The organism is Nitrosospira sp. Nsp1 (assembly GCF_900100985.1).
GTDB lineage: Bacteria > Pseudomonadota > Gammaproteobacteria > Burkholderiales > Nitrosomonadaceae > Nitrosospira.
Genome location: NZ_FMUF01000027.1, coordinates 22,875 through 39,718, shown reverse-complemented (window position 1 = coordinate 39,718; position 16,844 = coordinate 22,875). Strand labels below are relative to the sequence as shown.

Annotated in this window: 17 protein-coding genes and 1 pseudogene; 13 read left to right on the top strand and 5 right to left on the bottom strand. The window is 51.7% G+C overall.

The window, feature by feature from the left end:
* Positions 1-249: 249 nt before the first annotated feature.
* The 4 genes from BLP78_RS13575 to BLP78_RS13560 all read right to left on the bottom strand — a co-directional run bounded on the left by BLP78_RS13575 (position 250) and on the right by BLP78_RS13560 (position 2,733).
* The gene (locus BLP78_RS13575; protein ID WP_218118986.1) at positions 250-438 is read right to left on the bottom strand and encodes a transposase; all 189 of its coding nucleotides are present in this window, start codon (positions 436-438) and stop codon (positions 250-252) included.
* 106 nt (positions 439-544) lie between these two features.
* Complete coding sequence (locus tag BLP78_RS13570; RefSeq protein WP_090460032.1) at positions 545-2,005, bottom strand: catalase; 1,461 nt, start codon at positions 2,003-2,005, stop codon at positions 545-547.
* 177 nt (positions 2,006-2,182) lie between these two features.
* Positions 2,183-2,473, bottom strand: coding sequence for a type II toxin-antitoxin system RelE/ParE family toxin (locus tag BLP78_RS13565; RefSeq protein WP_090460030.1), 291 nt, complete (start codon positions 2,471-2,473; stop codon positions 2,183-2,185).
* Entirely contained in the window at positions 2,461-2,733 is a 273-nt protein-coding gene (locus BLP78_RS13560) for a CopG family ribbon-helix-helix protein (protein ID WP_090460028.1), read from the bottom strand. Before BLP78_RS13560 ends, BLP78_RS13565 begins: the two co-directional genes overlap by 13 nt.
* A 93-nt stretch (positions 2,734-2,826) precedes the next feature.
* Here BLP78_RS13560 and BLP78_RS16105 point away from each other — a divergent pair, with 93 nt between their 5' ends.
* The 13 genes and pseudogenes from BLP78_RS16105 to BLP78_RS15370 all read left to right on the top strand — a co-directional run bounded on the left by BLP78_RS16105 (position 2,827) and on the right by BLP78_RS15370 (position 13,812).
* On the top strand, positions 2,827-2,958 hold the full coding sequence (locus tag BLP78_RS16105; protein ID WP_256330291.1) for a hypothetical protein: 132 nt from the start codon (positions 2,827-2,829) through the stop codon (positions 2,956-2,958).
* A complete protein-coding gene (locus BLP78_RS16150) occupies positions 2,936-3,088 on the top strand; it encodes a hypothetical protein (RefSeq protein WP_305367065.1) in 153 nt (50 codons plus the stop codon). The genes BLP78_RS16105 and BLP78_RS16150 overlap by 23 nt, the downstream gene beginning before the upstream one ends.
* 9 nt (positions 3,089-3,097) lie before the next feature.
* Positions 3,098-3,217, top strand: a complete 120-nt coding sequence (locus BLP78_RS16100; RefSeq protein WP_305367064.1) for a type II toxin-antitoxin system RelE/ParE family toxin — start codon at positions 3,098-3,100, stop codon at positions 3,215-3,217.
* Positions 3,218-3,227: 10 nt separating this feature from the next.
* A complete protein-coding gene (locus BLP78_RS13550; protein WP_090460026.1) occupies positions 3,228-3,437 on the top strand; it encodes a HigA family addiction module antitoxin in 210 nt (69 codons plus the stop codon).
* Between the two features lie 683 nt (positions 3,438-4,120).
* Positions 4,121-5,764 carry a CHASE2 domain-containing protein gene (locus tag BLP78_RS13545; protein WP_090460024.1) on the top strand — a complete coding sequence of 548 codons (1,644 nt, stop codon included), beginning with the start codon at positions 4,121-4,123 and terminating at the stop codon, positions 5,762-5,764.
* Between the two features lie 13 nt (positions 5,765-5,777).
* A complete protein-coding gene (locus tag BLP78_RS13540; protein ID WP_090460022.1) occupies positions 5,778-6,227 on the top strand; it encodes a hypothetical protein in 450 nt (149 codons plus the stop codon).
* Between the two features lie 35 nt (positions 6,228-6,262).
* A complete protein-coding gene (locus tag BLP78_RS13535; RefSeq protein ID WP_090460020.1) occupies positions 6,263-7,462 on the top strand; it encodes a M48 family metalloprotease in 1,200 nt (399 codons plus the stop codon).
* Between the two features lie 641 nt (positions 7,463-8,103).
* Positions 8,104-8,478: pseudogene (locus BLP78_RS13530) on the top strand (transposase); the annotation flags it as partial.
* A 301-nt stretch (positions 8,479-8,779) separates the two neighbouring features.
* On the top strand, positions 8,780-10,849 hold the full coding sequence (locus BLP78_RS13525) for a carbon starvation CstA family protein (RefSeq protein WP_090460017.1): 2,070 nt from the start codon (positions 8,780-8,782) through the stop codon (positions 10,847-10,849).
* A gap of 9 nt (positions 10,850-10,858) precedes the next feature.
* Positions 10,859-11,059, top strand: a complete 201-nt coding sequence (locus tag BLP78_RS13520; protein WP_090460015.1) for a YbdD/YjiX family protein — start codon at positions 10,859-10,861, stop codon at positions 11,057-11,059.
* Between the two features lie 445 nt (positions 11,060-11,504).
* Positions 11,505-12,257, top strand: a complete 753-nt coding sequence (locus BLP78_RS16095; protein WP_256330290.1) for a PEP-CTERM sorting domain-containing protein — start codon at positions 11,505-11,507, stop codon at positions 12,255-12,257.
* A 703-nt stretch (positions 12,258-12,960) separates the two neighbouring features.
* On the top strand, positions 12,961-13,386 hold the full coding sequence (dksA, locus tag BLP78_RS13510) for an RNA polymerase-binding protein DksA (RefSeq protein ID WP_090460011.1): 426 nt from the start codon (positions 12,961-12,963) through the stop codon (positions 13,384-13,386).
* Between the two features lie 234 nt (positions 13,387-13,620).
* Positions 13,621-13,812 carry a PEP-CTERM sorting domain-containing protein gene (locus BLP78_RS15370; RefSeq protein WP_371128886.1) on the top strand — a complete coding sequence of 64 codons (192 nt, stop codon included), beginning with the start codon at positions 13,621-13,623 and terminating at the stop codon, positions 13,810-13,812.
* Positions 13,813-13,954: 142 nt separating this feature from the next.
* Here BLP78_RS15370 and BLP78_RS13500 read toward each other — a convergent pair whose 3' ends face one another.
* Positions 13,955-16,420, bottom strand: a complete 2,466-nt coding sequence (locus BLP78_RS13500) for a TonB-dependent siderophore receptor (protein ID WP_256330288.1) — start codon at positions 16,418-16,420, stop codon at positions 13,955-13,957.
* Positions 16,421-16,844 lie beyond the last annotated feature (424 nt).

Genomic DNA, 16,844 nt, shown 5'->3' with positions numbered 1-16,844 from the left:
ATCAGCAAGAAATGGACGATGCCGATTCAGAACTGGAAAGCGGCACTAAATCGATTTACCATCATGTTCGATGAGCGTATGCCACAGCATTAAACAATTCCCCGATTACACAAAATCAAGGACACCCTCCTATTGTTGGTAGCTTTACAAAAAAAGCTGTTGATCTGGTGGCTGGACATGGCGTTCGGACGCAACCGAGATTCAATCAAGTCTGACCCTGAGCTATCTACTGGTCACGTAGGGTGGATTCTAATTCCAACTGCACCCGTCCTGAAAACACGCCGCCACCCGTGCGGTGAGCTTGAGCGCCTGATCAACACCCCGCAGAAGCAGTGCACCCGCATCCGAGCTGATCCGCCCTCCGTCGAAATCCACTACCACTTCGCGTGAACCAACACGTCCTGTGCGGATCGCTTTTCCGTTACATTGTGTATGCATCGCGGCCTTTACCTTCCATGAGATATCTTGTTATCGCAAAACAACTTTCTCATGTTTTAAGGCCCGATGCACCTCTTATTTGTGAGATATCCGGGCTAGTCTGACCCTATTGGTTACTATTGGTTATACTTGCTGACAATCCGAGTGCCTTGGCAACACCTGCGCCATAGTCAGGATCGCACCGGGTGCAGTTGGCGATGTGGCGGCGCTTGATCTCTTCCGGCGCATCGCCCATGGCCTGTGCGGTGTTGTCGAACAGGGCCTGCTGCTGCGCCGGTGTCATCAACTTGAACAGAGCGCGAGGTTGCGAAAAATAATCATCGTCGTCCTTACGGAAATTCCAGCGATCGGCCGCGCCGTTCAAGGTCAGGGGCGGCTCGCGGAAATCCGGCTGCTCCGGCCATTCGCCGTAGCTATTCGGCTCGTAGCCCAAAGTCCCACCGAAGTTGCCATCGACACGCATGGCGCCGTCACGGTGATAGCTATGCACGGGGCAATGTGGCGCATTGACCGGAATGTGGCCATGGTTAACGCCCAGGCGATAACGCTGGGCGTCACCGTAGGAAAACAGCCGCCCTTGCAGCATCTTGTCCGGTGAGAAACCAATACCCGGCACTACATTGGCGGGATTAAAGGCGGCCTGTTCCACTTCGGCAAAATAGTTGGCCGGGTTGCGGTTCAGCTCCATCACGCCGACTTCGATCGGCGGGTAATCCTTATGTGGCCATACTTTGGTCAGATCGAAGGGGTGATACGGCACTTTAGCGGCATCGGCTTCCTGCATGACCTGGACATAGAGCTTCCATTTGGGGAAATCACCGTTCCTGATGGCGTCGAACAGGTCGCGCTGATGGGATTCCCGGTTCTTGCCGATAATCGCCTCGGCTTCGGCATTGGTGAGGTTTTTGATGCCCTGCATCGACTTCAGATGGAACTTGACCCAGTGGCGCTCGTTTTTGGCGTTGATGAAGCTGAAGGTGTGGGAGCCGAAGCCGTGCATGGTGCGGTAGCTGGCCGGAATGCCACGATCGCTCATCACGATGGTGATCTGGTGGAGGGCTTCGGGCAGCGAAGTCCAGAAATCCCAATTGTTGCGGGCGCTGCGCAGGTTGGTCTGCGGATCGCGCTTGACCGCATGGTTGAGGTCGGGGAACTTCAGCGGGTCGCGCAGAAAGAAGACGGGCGTATTGTTGCCCACCAGATCCCAGTTGCCTTCCTCGGTGTAGAACTTGACGGCGAAGCCGCGAATGTCGCGCTCGGCGTCCGCTGCACCGCGCTCGCCAGCAACCGTGGAGAAACGTACGAACAGGTCGGTCTTCTTGCCGATTTCACTGAAAATTTTGGCGCGGGTATACCGGGTAATGTCGTTGACCACGGTGAAGCTGCCATAAGCGCCTGAGCCCTTGGCGTGCATCCGGCGCTCGGGAATCACTTCCCGGTCGAAGTGGGCCAGCTTTTCCAGGAACCAGACATCCTGGAGCAACTGCGGACCGCGCATGCCGGCGGTCATCACGTTCTGGTTGTCTACGACGGGGCAGCCGGCTGCCGTGGTGAGCTTCTTCGTCATCCTCTCTCTCCTTCAAAAGATTGCAGGTTTAATTTTCCGTCCCAGGTTAAAGGTAATTGGGGACATAAGGTAACTGGGGACAGACCACGGTTTTTTATCACCTCGCTACAGCGGATTGCATGTTTTTTCATTTGAGACAAATTCTATTTTAAACTGGCTATAAAATTCGATAGCAGCTTACCCTGCTTCCTTCTGGTGCCGAAAGGCCAGTACATATACGACATCGTCAGCCGGTTCATAATGGTACAGAGCCACATAGCCAGAATCGCCGAACCCTATGATCAGCTCGCGCAGTACTGGCAGTTCCAGGAGTGGCCTGCCTGTGTCAGGCGTGGTTTCCAGGAGCGCAAATTGCCGCTCAATGGTTTGGCCGGCTCGCCGGGCTGCCTGGGGGTTCTTGATTGCCAGGAATTGGCGACAATGTTCTAGGCCCTGCCCTGCTCTTTCGGTGACAATTACTCGTGGCACCCGGGCAGGTCCGTTTCCGCATCAGTGCCCCAGGTGTTCAACCAGGTGCGCACCTCCTGCCCGGTTAAGTGCCGTCCGGTTTCCCGATATGCGGTCCAGGACGCTAAGGCTTCCTGTTTGAAGCTCTCGCGCGCTTCCTCCCGTTCGACGTATTGCTGGATTGCCTCGCGCATGATCCAGTGCGCCGATCGCTGTCGCGCGCCCGCCAAATGCTGAATACGGCTTTTTAGCTCGTCATCGATCTTGATTGATATTGCCATGAGACTCCTCTTATCACTCGGTAGTACCTTTTGATACTATAGCTCTAGTTGGCCTTGCTGTACATATTCGTTCTTTCATGCAAGGTTCAGTTGATGATCGTACTGGCGATATTCGGCTTGACGCTCTACAGTGGATTCGGTGCCGATGAAGCAAGGTCGATACGCTTGGTGTATCGCATATTATTCTTTACCGTGTCGCGGCATGATCGTCAGCTATCGGGATAAGCGAACCCAAACTTTCACCGAAGGAAGATACGTCAAGGCTTTCGCCGGCTTCGCGCGCAAGGCGGAGCTACACCTCGATCAGCTCGACGCAGCGACTTCGATGCGGGACCTGGATTTGCCGGGAAACTGATTTGAAGCATTGAAAGGCGATCGAAAAGGCCAATACAGTGTCCGCATCAATGATCAGTGGCGGATTTGTTTCGAATGGCCGAAAGGGGCGCGCAGCCCAAGCAATGTCGAGATCGTGGATTATCACTAGGAGGTGCATCATGGGTCGTAGTGCTATTCATCCCGGCGAACATCTCGCCGAACAGTTGGCCGCGCTCGATATGAGCGCGGCGGCGCTCGGACGTCAGCTCAACGTGCCGACTAACCGCATCATCGAAATTCTAAATGGTCAGCGCGCAATCACCGGCGACACCGCGCTACGCTTGGGGTATTTCTTCGGCACCAGCCTGCAATTCTGGTTGAATCTGTAGATGATCCATGGCGCCTGGCTGAACAGAAAACCGGTGCAGCCATCAAGAAGACCTTGCCGACACTGAGCGCAAACCACAAAAAGCACGACAGCAATCAACCACGGCCGGCATAAAAGAAAGGCGAAGAGGTACTGCAGCAGTTGAACGTGAGCAACTGGCATTGCCGAGCAGAACCAACGGAGGGTGGCCGATAGATTTTGTCAGTGACGCGCCTGTCGATGACAAATGCATCAATGTGTTGACCATTATTGGTGGCTTTACAAAAAAAAGCTGTTGATCTGGTGGCTGGACATGGCGTTTGGACACAACCGAGATTCAATCAAGTCTGACCCTGAGCTATCTACTGGTCACGTAGCTTATAGCAAACCGCAAGACCTGACCCAATACTGTTCTTAGATACAGCCCGGCGCACAATACAACAGGGCTGTCTGCCTCATGTCTAATTGAAAATTGATACGGAATTCGAAGAACCAGGCTGGAAAAACAACAACGCCGAGTCGACGAACTCTATCTTTCGATAGTTTTTACTCAGGCCCAACTTTCATTTCCACGAAAAATAGACTATACATAAAAAGGATGCAGCATTACAGGATGTTACTGCCTGGGCGCCTCCATATGAACCATCTTCGCCAAAAAAAAGAAGCCGAGTGGCGTAACAGTCACCCGGTTATAAGGACCAGCGTATGCATGGTACTGGGAATCAGGTCGACGCACCCGCGAAAAGCGATCAGGGCTTCTGGCGCAAGTTTTTTCATCACATCATCGAGACATGGCCCGAGGCGGTCCTAGTTGCAGCAGTCATAACTATAATGCATCACTTCGGATGGATTAACGCCATTGATCGCTACGCGTACATCGTTATCGCAAACCTTAGCACCCTCTCGCCGCCTGCGCTTGCTGAAGATAGTTCCCTAAAGGCACTGTCACCAGTTGTTGTAGGGATTGATCCCCAGACCTACAACGAGGTGTACCTCGAACGATCTCCGCTGGATCGGTGCGTGATCAGGGATCATCTAAGTAAGATATATGATCTCAAGCCAAAGCTTGTGGTTGTCGACTTAGACCTTTCGCCCGGACCAGAACCTCCCAAGCGTGACAAGTACAAGCGGAGTAACGGGACTATTTGTCAGAACCAACTGGATAACTTTATCAAGGAACAGGCCTGTAAAGGGAACAAAATAGTTATTGCCGCGCCGTTTGGTGACAAATGGACTGAAGCCCAGGAGGAATGGGTTTGCCAAATGGAACTGGCCAATGTTCGATTTGGCAGTGCGAGACTGCCCGTCGAGTATGGTGTAGTGCTGAGTCATTACTCCGCCCCCAATACCATGGCCCAAACGGCAAAAGCGCTGTGGAACGGCGAGACCGTAACCGGGGTCTGCCGCCCCGAACGTATTTCTGAAAAGCACGGGGCGGTAAATTGCCTCGATGGGAAACGCGATTTAGGAAAAAATTCCGCAAACTCGTTTCAGCCTTCGGAAGCCAGCATCGCTATCCTTAATTTCAGTGCGGTCCCGGCGGTACTCCGAGAAATCGAGCTTAAGGAATGGGACGAGAAGAAGAAAGAAATACAGTCCGACAAAGTTGTCTTTTTTGGAGCCACCTACGGGGAAGACGACAAGCATCTCACACCTATTGACGAGCTATACGGTGTCCATATCCATGCGGCTGCATTTGTCTCAGCGTTTAATGAGGTGAAAGAACTCAATACCTTCCTGGGGCACATCCCGATGTTTTTGATTGATATAGGGTTCGCGCTCATTTTTGGCATCGTCATTGCCAAATGCTGGGGAGGTTATTTCAATCGCCGTCTGGACACCGAGTCAGCAATAAAGCAGCAATTGGCGCCCCTCTGGGTGATCGGTTTGTTTCTAGGCGTTTTAATATGGACTTTGGTATTGTTGTGGATTTCTTTATATCTTCTGGGCAAATTCGGCATCTGGACCTCGCCTGTTCCGATAGCAATTGGAATGCTATTCGAAAGCTTTGTTTCCGGATCTGTTTCGGAAGCCATCCACGCGAAACAGGAGCTTAATAACCAGCAATCGCACTCTGTTCCTGATGTAACGACAGGCTTATGGCAAAGTTTAAAAAAAAGTGTCAAAAATTTTGCTTACCTGGACTGCCAGCAGCTATGGAAGGGTAAGGAAGAATCGGAAGCTTTAATACTACTGGGCCAGAGTCACCGTGCATGGCTAGGAATTGTTTGGAACGGCAAAAGGGAGCCAGGTGCCGCAATCGTACTCGTTTTACGCCGCCTGATTTGGCTCGGCATTGTAGTGTTTGCATTTTATGCCATGTATCACGGCTCCTATCACCACTCCTGAAGGAGGGCTCTTCATGAAGATTAGGATAACTGTTGGTTTGCACTTTATACTTTTTCTCTCATGCACTGGCTTGGCTCAAGCCGAAATATGTTCCCTCAAGCCTAGCGGCAATTCAACAAGCCGGTTTAAGGCTCTTACGGCTCTTTATGAAGCAGTCAGCCGTGCCCAATCACATGAGGCTCCTTGCGGTTCGCTAGCCGCGGTACTGCACAAGTTGCCTCATCGTTCGGTGGACGGCGGTCGAAGGCTCGAAAAGGACAAGCTGTTCGATCCGGCGGAAGCGCAAGCCAATATGGATCTAGCCTTACAAGACCCCGAGATTAGAAGCCGAATAGAACATATCCGTAGGGAAATAGAAGACGAGAACGTGCGCCTCGTCTATGAGGCCGCTATCTATGACGATGAGGGCTATTACGACGCGCGCGAGTTGATCATTCAGCGGTTACGGCAAAAATTGAATTGATCCGCTACCCTTGCCATAAGAATAAGGAAAGACTCATGAGTATCCCTTCATTTACAAAATCAGTGCTTCTAACCGCGTTTCTAGCTGTTATACCGCTCGTTTCTATACCGGGAGCTAATGCCGCCGAGCAGACGCCATCCATTTTGAAATGGCTTACTGAACCGGAGACCAAGGAGGGGGAGCAAGGGCAGGCTTACGATGTTGAAGGTGACATACATATCAAGGAAATTACCAGGCTGGCACCGAAGGCCTCTGTCGTGCTGGATAAGAATTGTCCCGAGATCGTGCAACCATACAAGCTGACAGACAACTTTGCTTCAGTGACCGCTTATCTGGTAAAGCAAGAGGTACAGTCGGGGATCCAGGCGCTGGGTAGAGGGTTCCAGGGCTTGATGATGGGGCAAGGTATAGGGTCTGTCAGGCTGGACAATGCAACGCGAGAGATTCCCGCTTCCGCCAAGCTCGCCGCAAAGCAACTGAACTGGCTGCCGATGAATGCCGAGTTGTTGTACGGGGAGCAGTTACACCAGGAGGAAACCAATATACTCGACAGGGACCGCAAGCTCGGCAAGAAGTATTATCCAATTGCAGACAAAATGCTCCGGGAAATTCTTGCCGAGATTGACGAACCGCATGAATATCAGTTCAAATTATTTATCCTGAAAAATTCCGGTGGCAATGCTGTGGCCCGCCCGGGCGGTTTTCTATACCTTGATCAGGGTTTGATCGACAATCCCGCGAAACATCCAAAGGCCTATTTCGCGCTTGCACACGAGGTGGCACACGTTCTGCAACGACACGAAACCAAAGAATTGCAGAGCATGGTGATTGATTCGATTTCAGACACAGGCGATCTGGTGAAGATTATGTCCAGCGTCAGAAATAATCCCAGCGTAATATTGGCGCACGTCAAGCTGGAAAAAGACCTTTTTACCCGCCACCACATTGATCAGGAGTTGCAGTCAGACTCATGTGCGGTAAAACTGCTCAGCCGCGTTTTCCCGGAGGGAGAGGGACTGACAAATTCGATTAAAGCATTCCTAAAGGATTTTCCGCCCCCGGAGTTGGACAAGCATGCACCTCGGCCTCAGACCGAGATTGAGAGAGCTGCGGCCTCAGTGCATGACATTGTTAACAACCCTATCAAACGCCATCCCAACTCGCAGGAACGGACGCAGAATCTAAACGCGGTTTATGTAGAGATAAAGCAGTATGAACGATTAAAAAACCGTTAGTTGAAGTAGTCGCGACTTCATCCGACAGTTACTCGATTGACTGGTGCAATTGTCAGATCAGATTCAATTATTCAGTAATATGATTTTATCGTGCGAGGCCTCCTTTCCGTCAATTAATGCAAGTGTTCAACCGCAACACATTTCCCCTGATGAGTACGGTCCGCTGTAGTGTTTTTCGGCTAGCGGCTGAGGGGATGGATTCGCCCCCTGGCCTGCATATCGGCTATCGCTTCTGCAACCATTTACCGAATTCCTGATAATGTTTCTGGGGCTGTTGCCAACTAGGAAAGAAAATCTATAGGAGCAGGTTCGATCGATCTTGAATTGCTTCGACCGCCTGTCTCCACCCTGGCCGCAGGCTCTACCCCGCCTCTTCGATTTCTCTTGATACTTTGCTCGAATCTGTCGTTTCCCAATACCCAAGCCTTGTTGGTTGCCTCTGATTGCGTTAATAGTCTTTTCAAAAATTGGATGCTTGAATAGCTGCGGGGGCGCACTTTGACATTCCCCGTAAGTTCTTCCAAACGCACGTATTTCAGAATGTGGGATTATCAAATCATTGGCTTTTCCCAAGGCATTTGTAGCAGGTAGCTTGGCCAGCGGTACTTGGATGACGGGCTACCGTATCGGCACGTACGGATTTGGAGGCCTGCCATGCGGTCGATGTACTGCAAGAGGCGTTCAACCGCCATGGCAAGCCGGAGATTGTGAATACCGATCAGGGCAGCCAGTTCACCGCGCAGGAGTTCGTGCAAGCCGTCAAGGGTCGAGGGTGTAATCTCAGCATGGACGGGCGCGGCGCCTGGAGAGACAATGTGTTCGTCGAGCGCCTGTGGAAATCGGTGAAATACGAGCGGGTGTATTTGCATGCCTATGATTCGATCGCAGAAGCCAGGGCATCAATTATGCAATACATGGATTGCTACAACCGATCCAGGCCACATTCGAGCTTGGGTAAGAAAACACCCGATGAAGCTTATGCCGTGATGCTGCCGACGGTTGAACAGGCAGCGTGAGAATCAGCAGAAATTCCACTTAAAATACTCAGGTTGTTGTTCAAACACACGGAACCACTTCTCTCTTCATGGAGGTGATGCCATGTAAAATCACGTGCTGCGGTTACCATCCTGATCTCCCAAATAACTTTATTTATAATTTCAGTATGCACCTGCATAATAAAATTATAAATGGCAGGTTGAATACGTACTTGTCGAAACAGGCTTGCTTTAACCTGAAGTGCTGAACGTATTTCTGATCAGTTTCAAAAACCATCACTGCGATAAAATTGAATGATCCCATCACCCCCTGGAACAGATAATGAATCATCTAATCACTAAGCTCGGCTGGTGGGCGTTTGCCGCTCTTGGCGCGTTTGCATTCGCCTTCATCGCACTGCACCATGGCGAATCAATAGGCGCCATCTGGATCGTTATTGCCACCGTTTGCGTCTATACCATCGCCTATCGCTTCTACAGCCAATTCATTGCCAACCGAATGCTGAGGCTGGACCCCACCCGCATGACGCCGGCTTACAAATTCAATGACGGCCTGGATTATGTGCCGACCAACAAATATGTATTATTCGGGCATCATTTCGCCGCGATCGCCGGCGCCGGTCCCCTTGTCGGTCCAATTCTGGCGGCGCAGATGGGTTATATGCCGGGCATGCTGTGGTTGTTGGCGGGTGTCGTCTTTGCCGGTGCGGTGCAGGATTTCGTTGTGCTATTCATTTCCACGCGGCGTGACGGCCGCTCGCTGGGGGATCTGATCAAATCGGAACTGGGGCAGATACCCGGCATGATCGCCCTGTTCGGCACCTTTTTCATCATGCTGATCCTGCTGGCGGTGCTGGCGCTGATCGTGGTCAAAGCACTGGCGGAATCGCCATGGGGCACCTTTACGGTTGCCGCTACCATGCCCATTGCCTTGTTCATGGGCGTGTACGCGCGTTATATCCGCCCCGGCGCGATCGGCGAAGTATCATTGATCGGCTTTGTCTTATTGATGCTGTCGATCATCGGCGGGCAATACGTGCAGGAAGTTCCCGCGCTGGCGGTGATGTTCACCCTGACCGGCGAACAGTTGACCTGGGTACTGATCGCCTACGGCTTCATCGCTTCCGTATTGCCGGTCTGGCTCCTGCTGGCACCGCGCGACTACCTGTCCACCTTCCTCAAGATCGGCACGATTGTCGGCCTGGCCATCGGCGTCATTTTCATTTCGCCTATGCTCAAGATGCCGGCGTTCACACAGTTTGTGGATGGCTCCGGCCCGGTCTGGTCGGGCAGCCTGTTCCCCTTCCTGTTCATTACCATCGCTTGTGGCGCGGTATCCGGTTTTCATTCACTCATCTCATCCGGCACTACCCCCAAGATGATCCGCAACGAGACCGACGCCCGCTTCATCGGCTACGGGGCGATGTTGATGGAATCGTTTGTCGCCATCATGGCGCTGATTGCCGCCTCGACGCTTGAGCCCGGGGTGTATTTCGCCATGAATAGCCCGGCCGCGATCATCGGCACCACAGCGGAATCGGCTGCGCAAACCATATCGCAATGGGGTTTTTATCTTACGCCCGAGATGGTCACGCAGACCGCACGGGATGTGGGCGAACACACCATTATTTCTCGTACCGGCGGCGCGCCGACACTGGCGGTGGGCATGGCGCAAATCCTGTCGGAATTTGCCGGCGGCAAGGCGATGATGGCGTTCTGGTATCACTTCGCGATCCTGTTCGAGGCGCTGTTCATCCTGACTGCGGTCGATGCGGGAACCCGTGCCGGACGCTTCATGTTGCAGGATTTGCTGGGTACCTTCATCCCGTCGATGAAACGCACCGATTCATTGGTTGCCAGCCTGATCGCAACCGGTATCTGCGTTGCCGGCTGGGGATATTTTCTGTACCAGGGTGTGGTTGATCCGCTGGGCGGGATCAACACGCTGTGGCCGCTGTTCGGCATTTCGAATCAGATGCTCGCCGGCATTGCGCTGATTCTCTGCACCGGTGTGTTGTTCAAGATGAAGCTTGACCGTTTCGCCTGGGTGACGATCGTGCCTGCCACCTGGGTGCTGGTCTGCACACTGACCGCCGCCTGGCAGAAGATATTCGATGCCAATCCACGCATCGGTTTTCTGGCGCACGCCGGTAAATACAAGGATGCTGTCGCGGACGGCGTGCTCCTTGCGCCAGCCAAGTCACTGGAGCAGATGCAGCAGGTGATTTTTAACGACTATGTCAATGCATCGCTAGCGGGACTGTTCATGCTGGTACTGATCAGCATCCTGTTTTTCGGTATCCGGACGGTGCTGCGCGCACGCGCCACAGGCAGACCTACCGCTAAAGAAGCACCATTCGAATTGCTACCGGTCGAGGCGGCAAGAACGTGAGGGATCTACATGCTAGATAAAATAAGCAGAACGGTTCGGTATTTGGGACAGAGCATGCGGCTCATGGTTGGCGTACCCGAATACAGCACTTATGTCGACCACATGAAAAATGCGCATCCGGACAAGCCGATCATGTCTTACCAGGAATTCTTCCGGGAGCGCCAGGAAGCGCGCTACGGAAGCACCGGTAAAGTCACCCGTTGTTGCTAAGCAGCCGTCAAAAGCTGAAACTGCCGCATACGCGATAAGGATCGCGTAAGGATACCGATGGGTCGGAAGATGACCGACCCATCGCTGCCCCGCAACATTGCATTGGTGTCGATCAGTGCCGGATAACTCAAAATCTGGCTCGGGGATGCCCCTGCTCTTCCCTCTCATCACGCACAGTACGCCAACTTCGCGATTAACCCGGCAAAAAAAGCTCCCACTTCGGAATGCCTGAAAGGAGTCCAGACGAGTTCTGATTTAACTTCCTGTCTGTTCGCTGAACGGTCGAAAATAAAAAAACTTCAATTCATGATGGAGATTCAGCATTCCGATCTTGCTTTGCTGAACCGTGAAGTAATCATGAATTTATTTTCGATGCCAAGGAGGTTATATGAACCATCTGGTAAAACATGGACTTTTGGTAACAGCATGCTCAATCGGGGTTGGATTGAGCCAATCTTCAGTTGCAGCCGACACCACCGTCCCGGTTGCAGCAACCGCTACTATCGACTGGAGCAAGCTCCAGCTATCGATTACAGGCGTCAACGATACGGTACCTACAGTAACGTTTTCAGGTCAAAACACGTCGCTGAGTTCATATGCGTCGTCACCGGGACAATACGAAAATAATTCGAAGTCAATCAATAACTGGACAGATCCCAAGAGTGCCAATGCAGATGCCGGAACCACGTTTGCCAACGCGTTAGCCTCTACGCTAAATTTTTCGGGGGACGCAAACGCGATGCAGTCTGGCTCTGCAAGTTCTTCAGGCACCCGAACGGAGCAATTTACTTTTGACGGGCCGGGCGTGCTGACTGTAACCGTTCCTTATACTATCAGCTTAAACGGCGAGACTTCCAATTACTGCTATTATTGCTACAACTACGACCACGCATCGGTCAGCGGGAGCGCATCCTTTAACAGCTACGTAGACAATGGGAGCTCCAGCACTCATTCCAATTCTTCGTTTTCGCTGCATAATTACTATGGAACCCCACCTTCGCAATCACAATCGGGAACGCTGGTATTTGGTATTTTCGCCAGTGGTGCTGGCAACGGCTCGCTCAACGTTAACTTCGATCTGTCGGCACACTCTCCAGTCAGTTCGGTGCCGGAACCCGAATCCTATGCGATGTTGCTGGCTGGCCTGGGACTGATGGGCGCAATGGTCCGGCGACGGGGCAATAACAGGAACATCTGAATTTCCCCGTCACCTTCCGAAATCGGTTTTCAAAGGATAAGAGGATTATCCAGCCTCCTTCGGGAGGCTTTTTTGTGTCAACTCGAAAACAAAAACCTGAGGTTCGGGGCTTTATCGTGTTGAACCAATACGCGGTTTTTTACTTAGCAATCCCCTTCATAAGGCCCGGTTTCAGATACTCATGACCCGTATGCTCATGATTCATAACCCATCTAAAAGTTGGCGACGACTGTCAAGCGTCAAGCGAAAGATGCAGGGAGCACTTGGCATATGTTGTTATCGCCCTTTTTTAATCTTTCTCCTTGCTTTCCGCGAACCTTTTAAATATAATGAGAATCGTTATCATTATTATTCTTGTTTAAGCTCTGATAGAAGTACAGATTATCCGTTACCGCCGGTTACCTACTCCTTTTCCGGCGGTCTTTTAGCCAGCCAGCCGCCCGCGGCAAGCCAGCCAATATTTTTATTCAGAAAAGCCTTCCCGACTGTTTCATGCAGGCTGCGCATCATTGACACAAGATAAAAGGCCGTTCTTAAAGAGCGGCCTTTTATTGGACGGTAGAGTCAATCTGGGCATCAACCCGTTGATATTGAGCAGTGATACCTATGAATAGATCAGAATTGGATCGGCTCTTTATTCTCTGAAATTAGGATCGCAGGACTGGCTGCAAGGAGCGTATTGCCATTGACTTAGGACTATGCAATGAAAAAAAGTGATCTATTGTCATCCGTAGAAAAATTTATAGCTTTAGTTCCGCAAGACGAATATATGGGACCTGCCCAGCTTGAGTTCTTCCGACTTCGGCTGGAAGAAGAACGCCGGCAGTTGCTAAAAAATGCAAAGGGTACTCTTGAGCATATACAGCTCCTGGTTGTCGCTTCCGACTCTAATGACCGAGCAAGTACGGAAGAAACTTTTTCACTTGAATTACGGGTGAGAGATCGTGAACGTAAATTAATTAGAAAAATCGAAGACGCGCTTTTGCGTATTCAAAATGGTACTTATGGCTGGTGCGCGGAGACGGGAGAGCCAATTGGTATTCGGCGCCTGTTGGCAAGGTCCACCGCCACGCTTTGTATAGAAGCGCAAGAGCGACATGAGCGCCAGGAACGTCGCTATATCGCTTGATCGAAGTTTGAATCGACCGTTGAGCCGGGGTTCAACAAAATGACGCGCACATCGATGCTCGATCGGCCATAAGTTCGAGCATCGATTCGATAATAGCGCTATTCGGACAATTCCAATCAATACCCAAATTGCTATGGGACCCCACCTTCGCAATCACAATCGGGAACGCTGGCGTTTAGCATTTTCGCCAATGGCGCTGGCAATGGTTCGCTCAACGTTAACTTCGATCTGTCGGTGTACTCTCCAGTCAGCTTGGTGCCAGAACCGGAATCCTATGCGATGTTGCCGGCTGGCCTGGAGTCGATGGGCGCAATGGTCCGGCGACGAGGCAATAACAGGAATACCTGGATTTCCGTCAACCTCAGGAATCAGTCTTCAAAGGATAAAGGATATCCAAGCCTCCTTCGGGAGGCTTTTTTGTGTTAACTCGAAAACAAAAACCTGAGGTTCGGGGCATTTATCGCGTTGGACCAATGCGTGGTTTTTACATGGCCATCCCATTCACATCCCGTTCATGAAGCCCGGTTTCAGATACTCATGACCCGTATGCTCATGATTCATAACCAATCTAAAAGTTGGCGACGACCGTTAGACGGAAAATGCGGGGAGCGCCTGGCATTATGTTGTTATTGTTGTGGGCAGACGCAACATAATTGACATTGGCTATGTTTTCGATATTTGCCTGAACCCGCAGGGTCTTGTTAAGCCTGACGAACATTGCCGCATCCAGTCGCGTAAAACCCGGTAAAAGTACCGTATTGTCGAGTGCCGCGTACATGCTGCTGCGATGGATCACGCCAAGCCCCAGGCCCAGGAAGGGCGTGAAATCATAGCGGTTCCACATGGAAACGGTATGCTTGGGAACTTGTGCCACGACCGCGCCAGCCCGCGCACCGGTTATCGCGCTAGTGATCTCGGCATCGGTATAGGCATAGCCGCCCATGACACTCCATTGCGGGGTAACGCGGCCCATCAATCCTATCTCGGCACCTCTGGCGCGCTGGCCATCAACCAGGGTTGTCCTGCTGGGATCATTGGGAACCGGAGCGATGACGTTGCTGCGTTCCAGTTGATACAACGCCGTGGTAAGCGACAGATCAGGGCGGATATCCCATTTCGCGCCTAATTCCAGGTTCATGAAGCTTTCCGGCTTGAGTGTCGCGTTGCTCAGACTTATTGAACTTAGCTGATCACCCGCGCGCGGCACATAGGCTAGACTATAATTGCCATAAATTGAAACGGGTTCGATCGGCTTGTAGATCAGCCCGACCCGTGGCGAGACCAGTCCATCGTTGGTATGAAATCTCGCACCATCGCGTTTATCGACGAAATTCATATCGAAATTATCGTAGCGTATACCCAACACGGCCTTCAATTGGGGGAGAAGCGTAATCTGATCCTGTAGATAGATTCCCACCACTTCGACCACGCCGTGATTATTTGCGTCGCCAGTACGGTTTACCGGGTTAAAAGGACTTTGCGCGAAGGTTATAGGACCCAGAAAAGTGGGGTTAAGAAAGGATACTCGATTAGGCGTACTGAAAACTCCGCTGTTTCGGAAGTTGTCCGAAACCTGGCGACCATATTCCACACCTGTCATGAACTCGTGCTTCACTCCCCAAGTGTCGAGGTTGTACAAAAAATCTGTCTGAGTGAAGAGATTATTGCGCTGGGTGGTATCGTTATAAGCTCCAATCGCTACTGTTCCCGAGGCATCTTCAGCACTCGCAACTCCATTGGCATATACGTTCTGGTAGAACTTGTCGTAACTGGCGTAGCGGGTGCGGTTACGAACTTTAAGATTGTTATCGAACGTGTGCTCGATGAGTGAATTCAACGACCAGGCATCGATATTCGTCGGACTGTTTTCCGCATTGCCAAAAAAAGTCGAGCGGTGCGTATCGGCGGGACGACCGGAATTCACGACACCGGACATAGTCCCAAAAGAGGGAATGCCGCGATCTGCGACACGCCGATCGAAGAAGTATTCCCCGCTCAGCACGACCTTGGTTTGAGCAGTCGGCTTGAATGTAAACGTGGGATTGACCCCGCCTCGCTCCAGGTCGACGCCGTTACGATAGCTGTTCGAGTGTTCGTACATCGCGTTGAGACGGAAAGCGGCCACATCGTTAATGGCCTGGCCGATGTCGACCGTAATCCGCTTATGGCTGAAGGATCCATACTGCGCCGTAATTTCACGTATCGGCGTCCACCCGGCTTCCTTTGTAACCCTATTGATGACGCCTCCTGCGCCTCCCCGTCCGAAAATCATCCCATTTGAACCCTTCAGGACTTCAACCCGGTCTATATTGTAAAGATCACGGAAATACTGAACGTCGTCGCGCAACCCATCGACATAAAAATCCCCCGTCGAATTGTTGCCGCGGAAAATCACCGCATCGCGATTGCCCTCCCCTTGTGATGGGTTGACCCCCGGCACGTAGCGCACCACATCGCCGATACTCAGCATGGTCTGGTCCTTGATCATCTCCTGCGTTACAACAGTGATGGATTGCGGTACATCGCGCAGCGGGGTATCGGTTCGGGTGGCGCTAAAACTCTTTGTGGCCATATAACCATCCGTCGGACTGGTTATGGTGCTCGCAGAGACGTTTATTGGCGGTAGCGCCGTAGGTTGATCAGCCGCTATCGCGGGTAGCTTTCTTACAATGTACCCATTGGCCTGCGGTACCGCTTCGAGGCCGCTCCCAGTCAGAAGACGGTTCAATCCGCCCTGTACCGAGAAATTGCCGTTCAGCCCTTGCGTCGCGATATCTTTTATATCGGCGGCAGTGAAGGAAAGCTTGACTCGTGTCTGCTTTGCAAAATGATTGAGCGCATCTTCCAGCGGGCCGGCGGAAATATTGTATGGCTGCGCATGGGCGCTGTCGCCAACGCTTGACTCGGCAAAGGCCGCATGCGGCAAGGCTATGCCAGCTGTGCCAAGAAGAAGCAGCGCACCCTGTACTGCCGCTGCGAGGGAAGATCGATATAAGTTGGATTTTGCTTTCCTGCCATTGCGCTTTCCTACCACGTTGTGGTTTTCGGAGCGAATCGCACAGAGGGGGGCATTCTTGAGCTCATCAGCGTTAACCGAACGTGAGGAGGTAAACCGGGACACAACAATGTTCGCGCTACTTTTATATTTATTTTTCACAGCCAATAACTTTCAGTAAGTTGGATAAAAATTGGCTGGCTTGCTGGATGGCTGGCTGGCTATAAAAATGCCGCTGGTTTAGGCACTAATTCTCCTATCCCAGCGGCGGTGAAATCATTTCTCGGCTTTGCAGCCGGTTCTCAATACTGTATCGCCTCGGAGTGGCGCCTTCCATATCTCATTCTGATGAATGAGTTTACGATTGTCGCCTCGTCCGAGGCGCCGGAATACGGTATGAGATTTTGAATAATTCTTTCTTTATCTTAAGAAATGATAACGTTTCTCATTATATTTCAATGAC

Coding starts and splice junctions, on each gene's coding strand:
- BLP78_RS13525 (WP_090460017.1), top strand. CDS start 8,780: ATGAATCATCTAATCACTAAGCTCGGCTGGTGGGCGTTTGCCGCTCTT.
- BLP78_RS13560 (WP_090460028.1), bottom strand. CDS start 2,733: ATGGCAATATCAATCAAGATCGATGACGAGCTAAAAAGCCGTATTCAG.
- BLP78_RS13545 (WP_090460024.1), top strand. CDS start 4,121: ATGCATGGTACTGGGAATCAGGTCGACGCACCCGCGAAAAGCGATCAG.
- BLP78_RS16105 (WP_256330291.1), top strand. CDS start 2,827: ATGATCGTACTGGCGATATTCGGCTTGACGCTCTACAGTGGATTCGGT.
- BLP78_RS13570 (WP_090460032.1), bottom strand. CDS start 2,005: ATGACGAAGAAGCTCACCACGGCAGCCGGCTGCCCCGTCGTAGACAAC.
- dksA (WP_090460011.1), top strand. CDS start 12,961: ATGAAAAAAAGTGATCTATTGTCATCCGTAGAAAAATTTATAGCTTTA.
- BLP78_RS13575 (WP_218118986.1), bottom strand. CDS start 438: ATGCATACACAATGTAACGGAAAAGCGATCCGCACAGGACGTGTTGGT.
- BLP78_RS16150 (WP_305367065.1), top strand. CDS start 2,936: ATGATCGTCAGCTATCGGGATAAGCGAACCCAAACTTTCACCGAAGGA.
- BLP78_RS13550 (WP_090460026.1), top strand. CDS start 3,228: ATGGGTCGTAGTGCTATTCATCCCGGCGAACATCTCGCCGAACAGTTG.
- BLP78_RS13540 (WP_090460022.1), top strand. CDS start 5,778: ATGAAGATTAGGATAACTGTTGGTTTGCACTTTATACTTTTTCTCTCA.
- BLP78_RS13520 (WP_090460015.1), top strand. CDS start 10,859: ATGCTAGATAAAATAAGCAGAACGGTTCGGTATTTGGGACAGAGCATG.
- BLP78_RS13535 (WP_090460020.1), top strand. CDS start 6,263: ATGAGTATCCCTTCATTTACAAAATCAGTGCTTCTAACCGCGTTTCTA.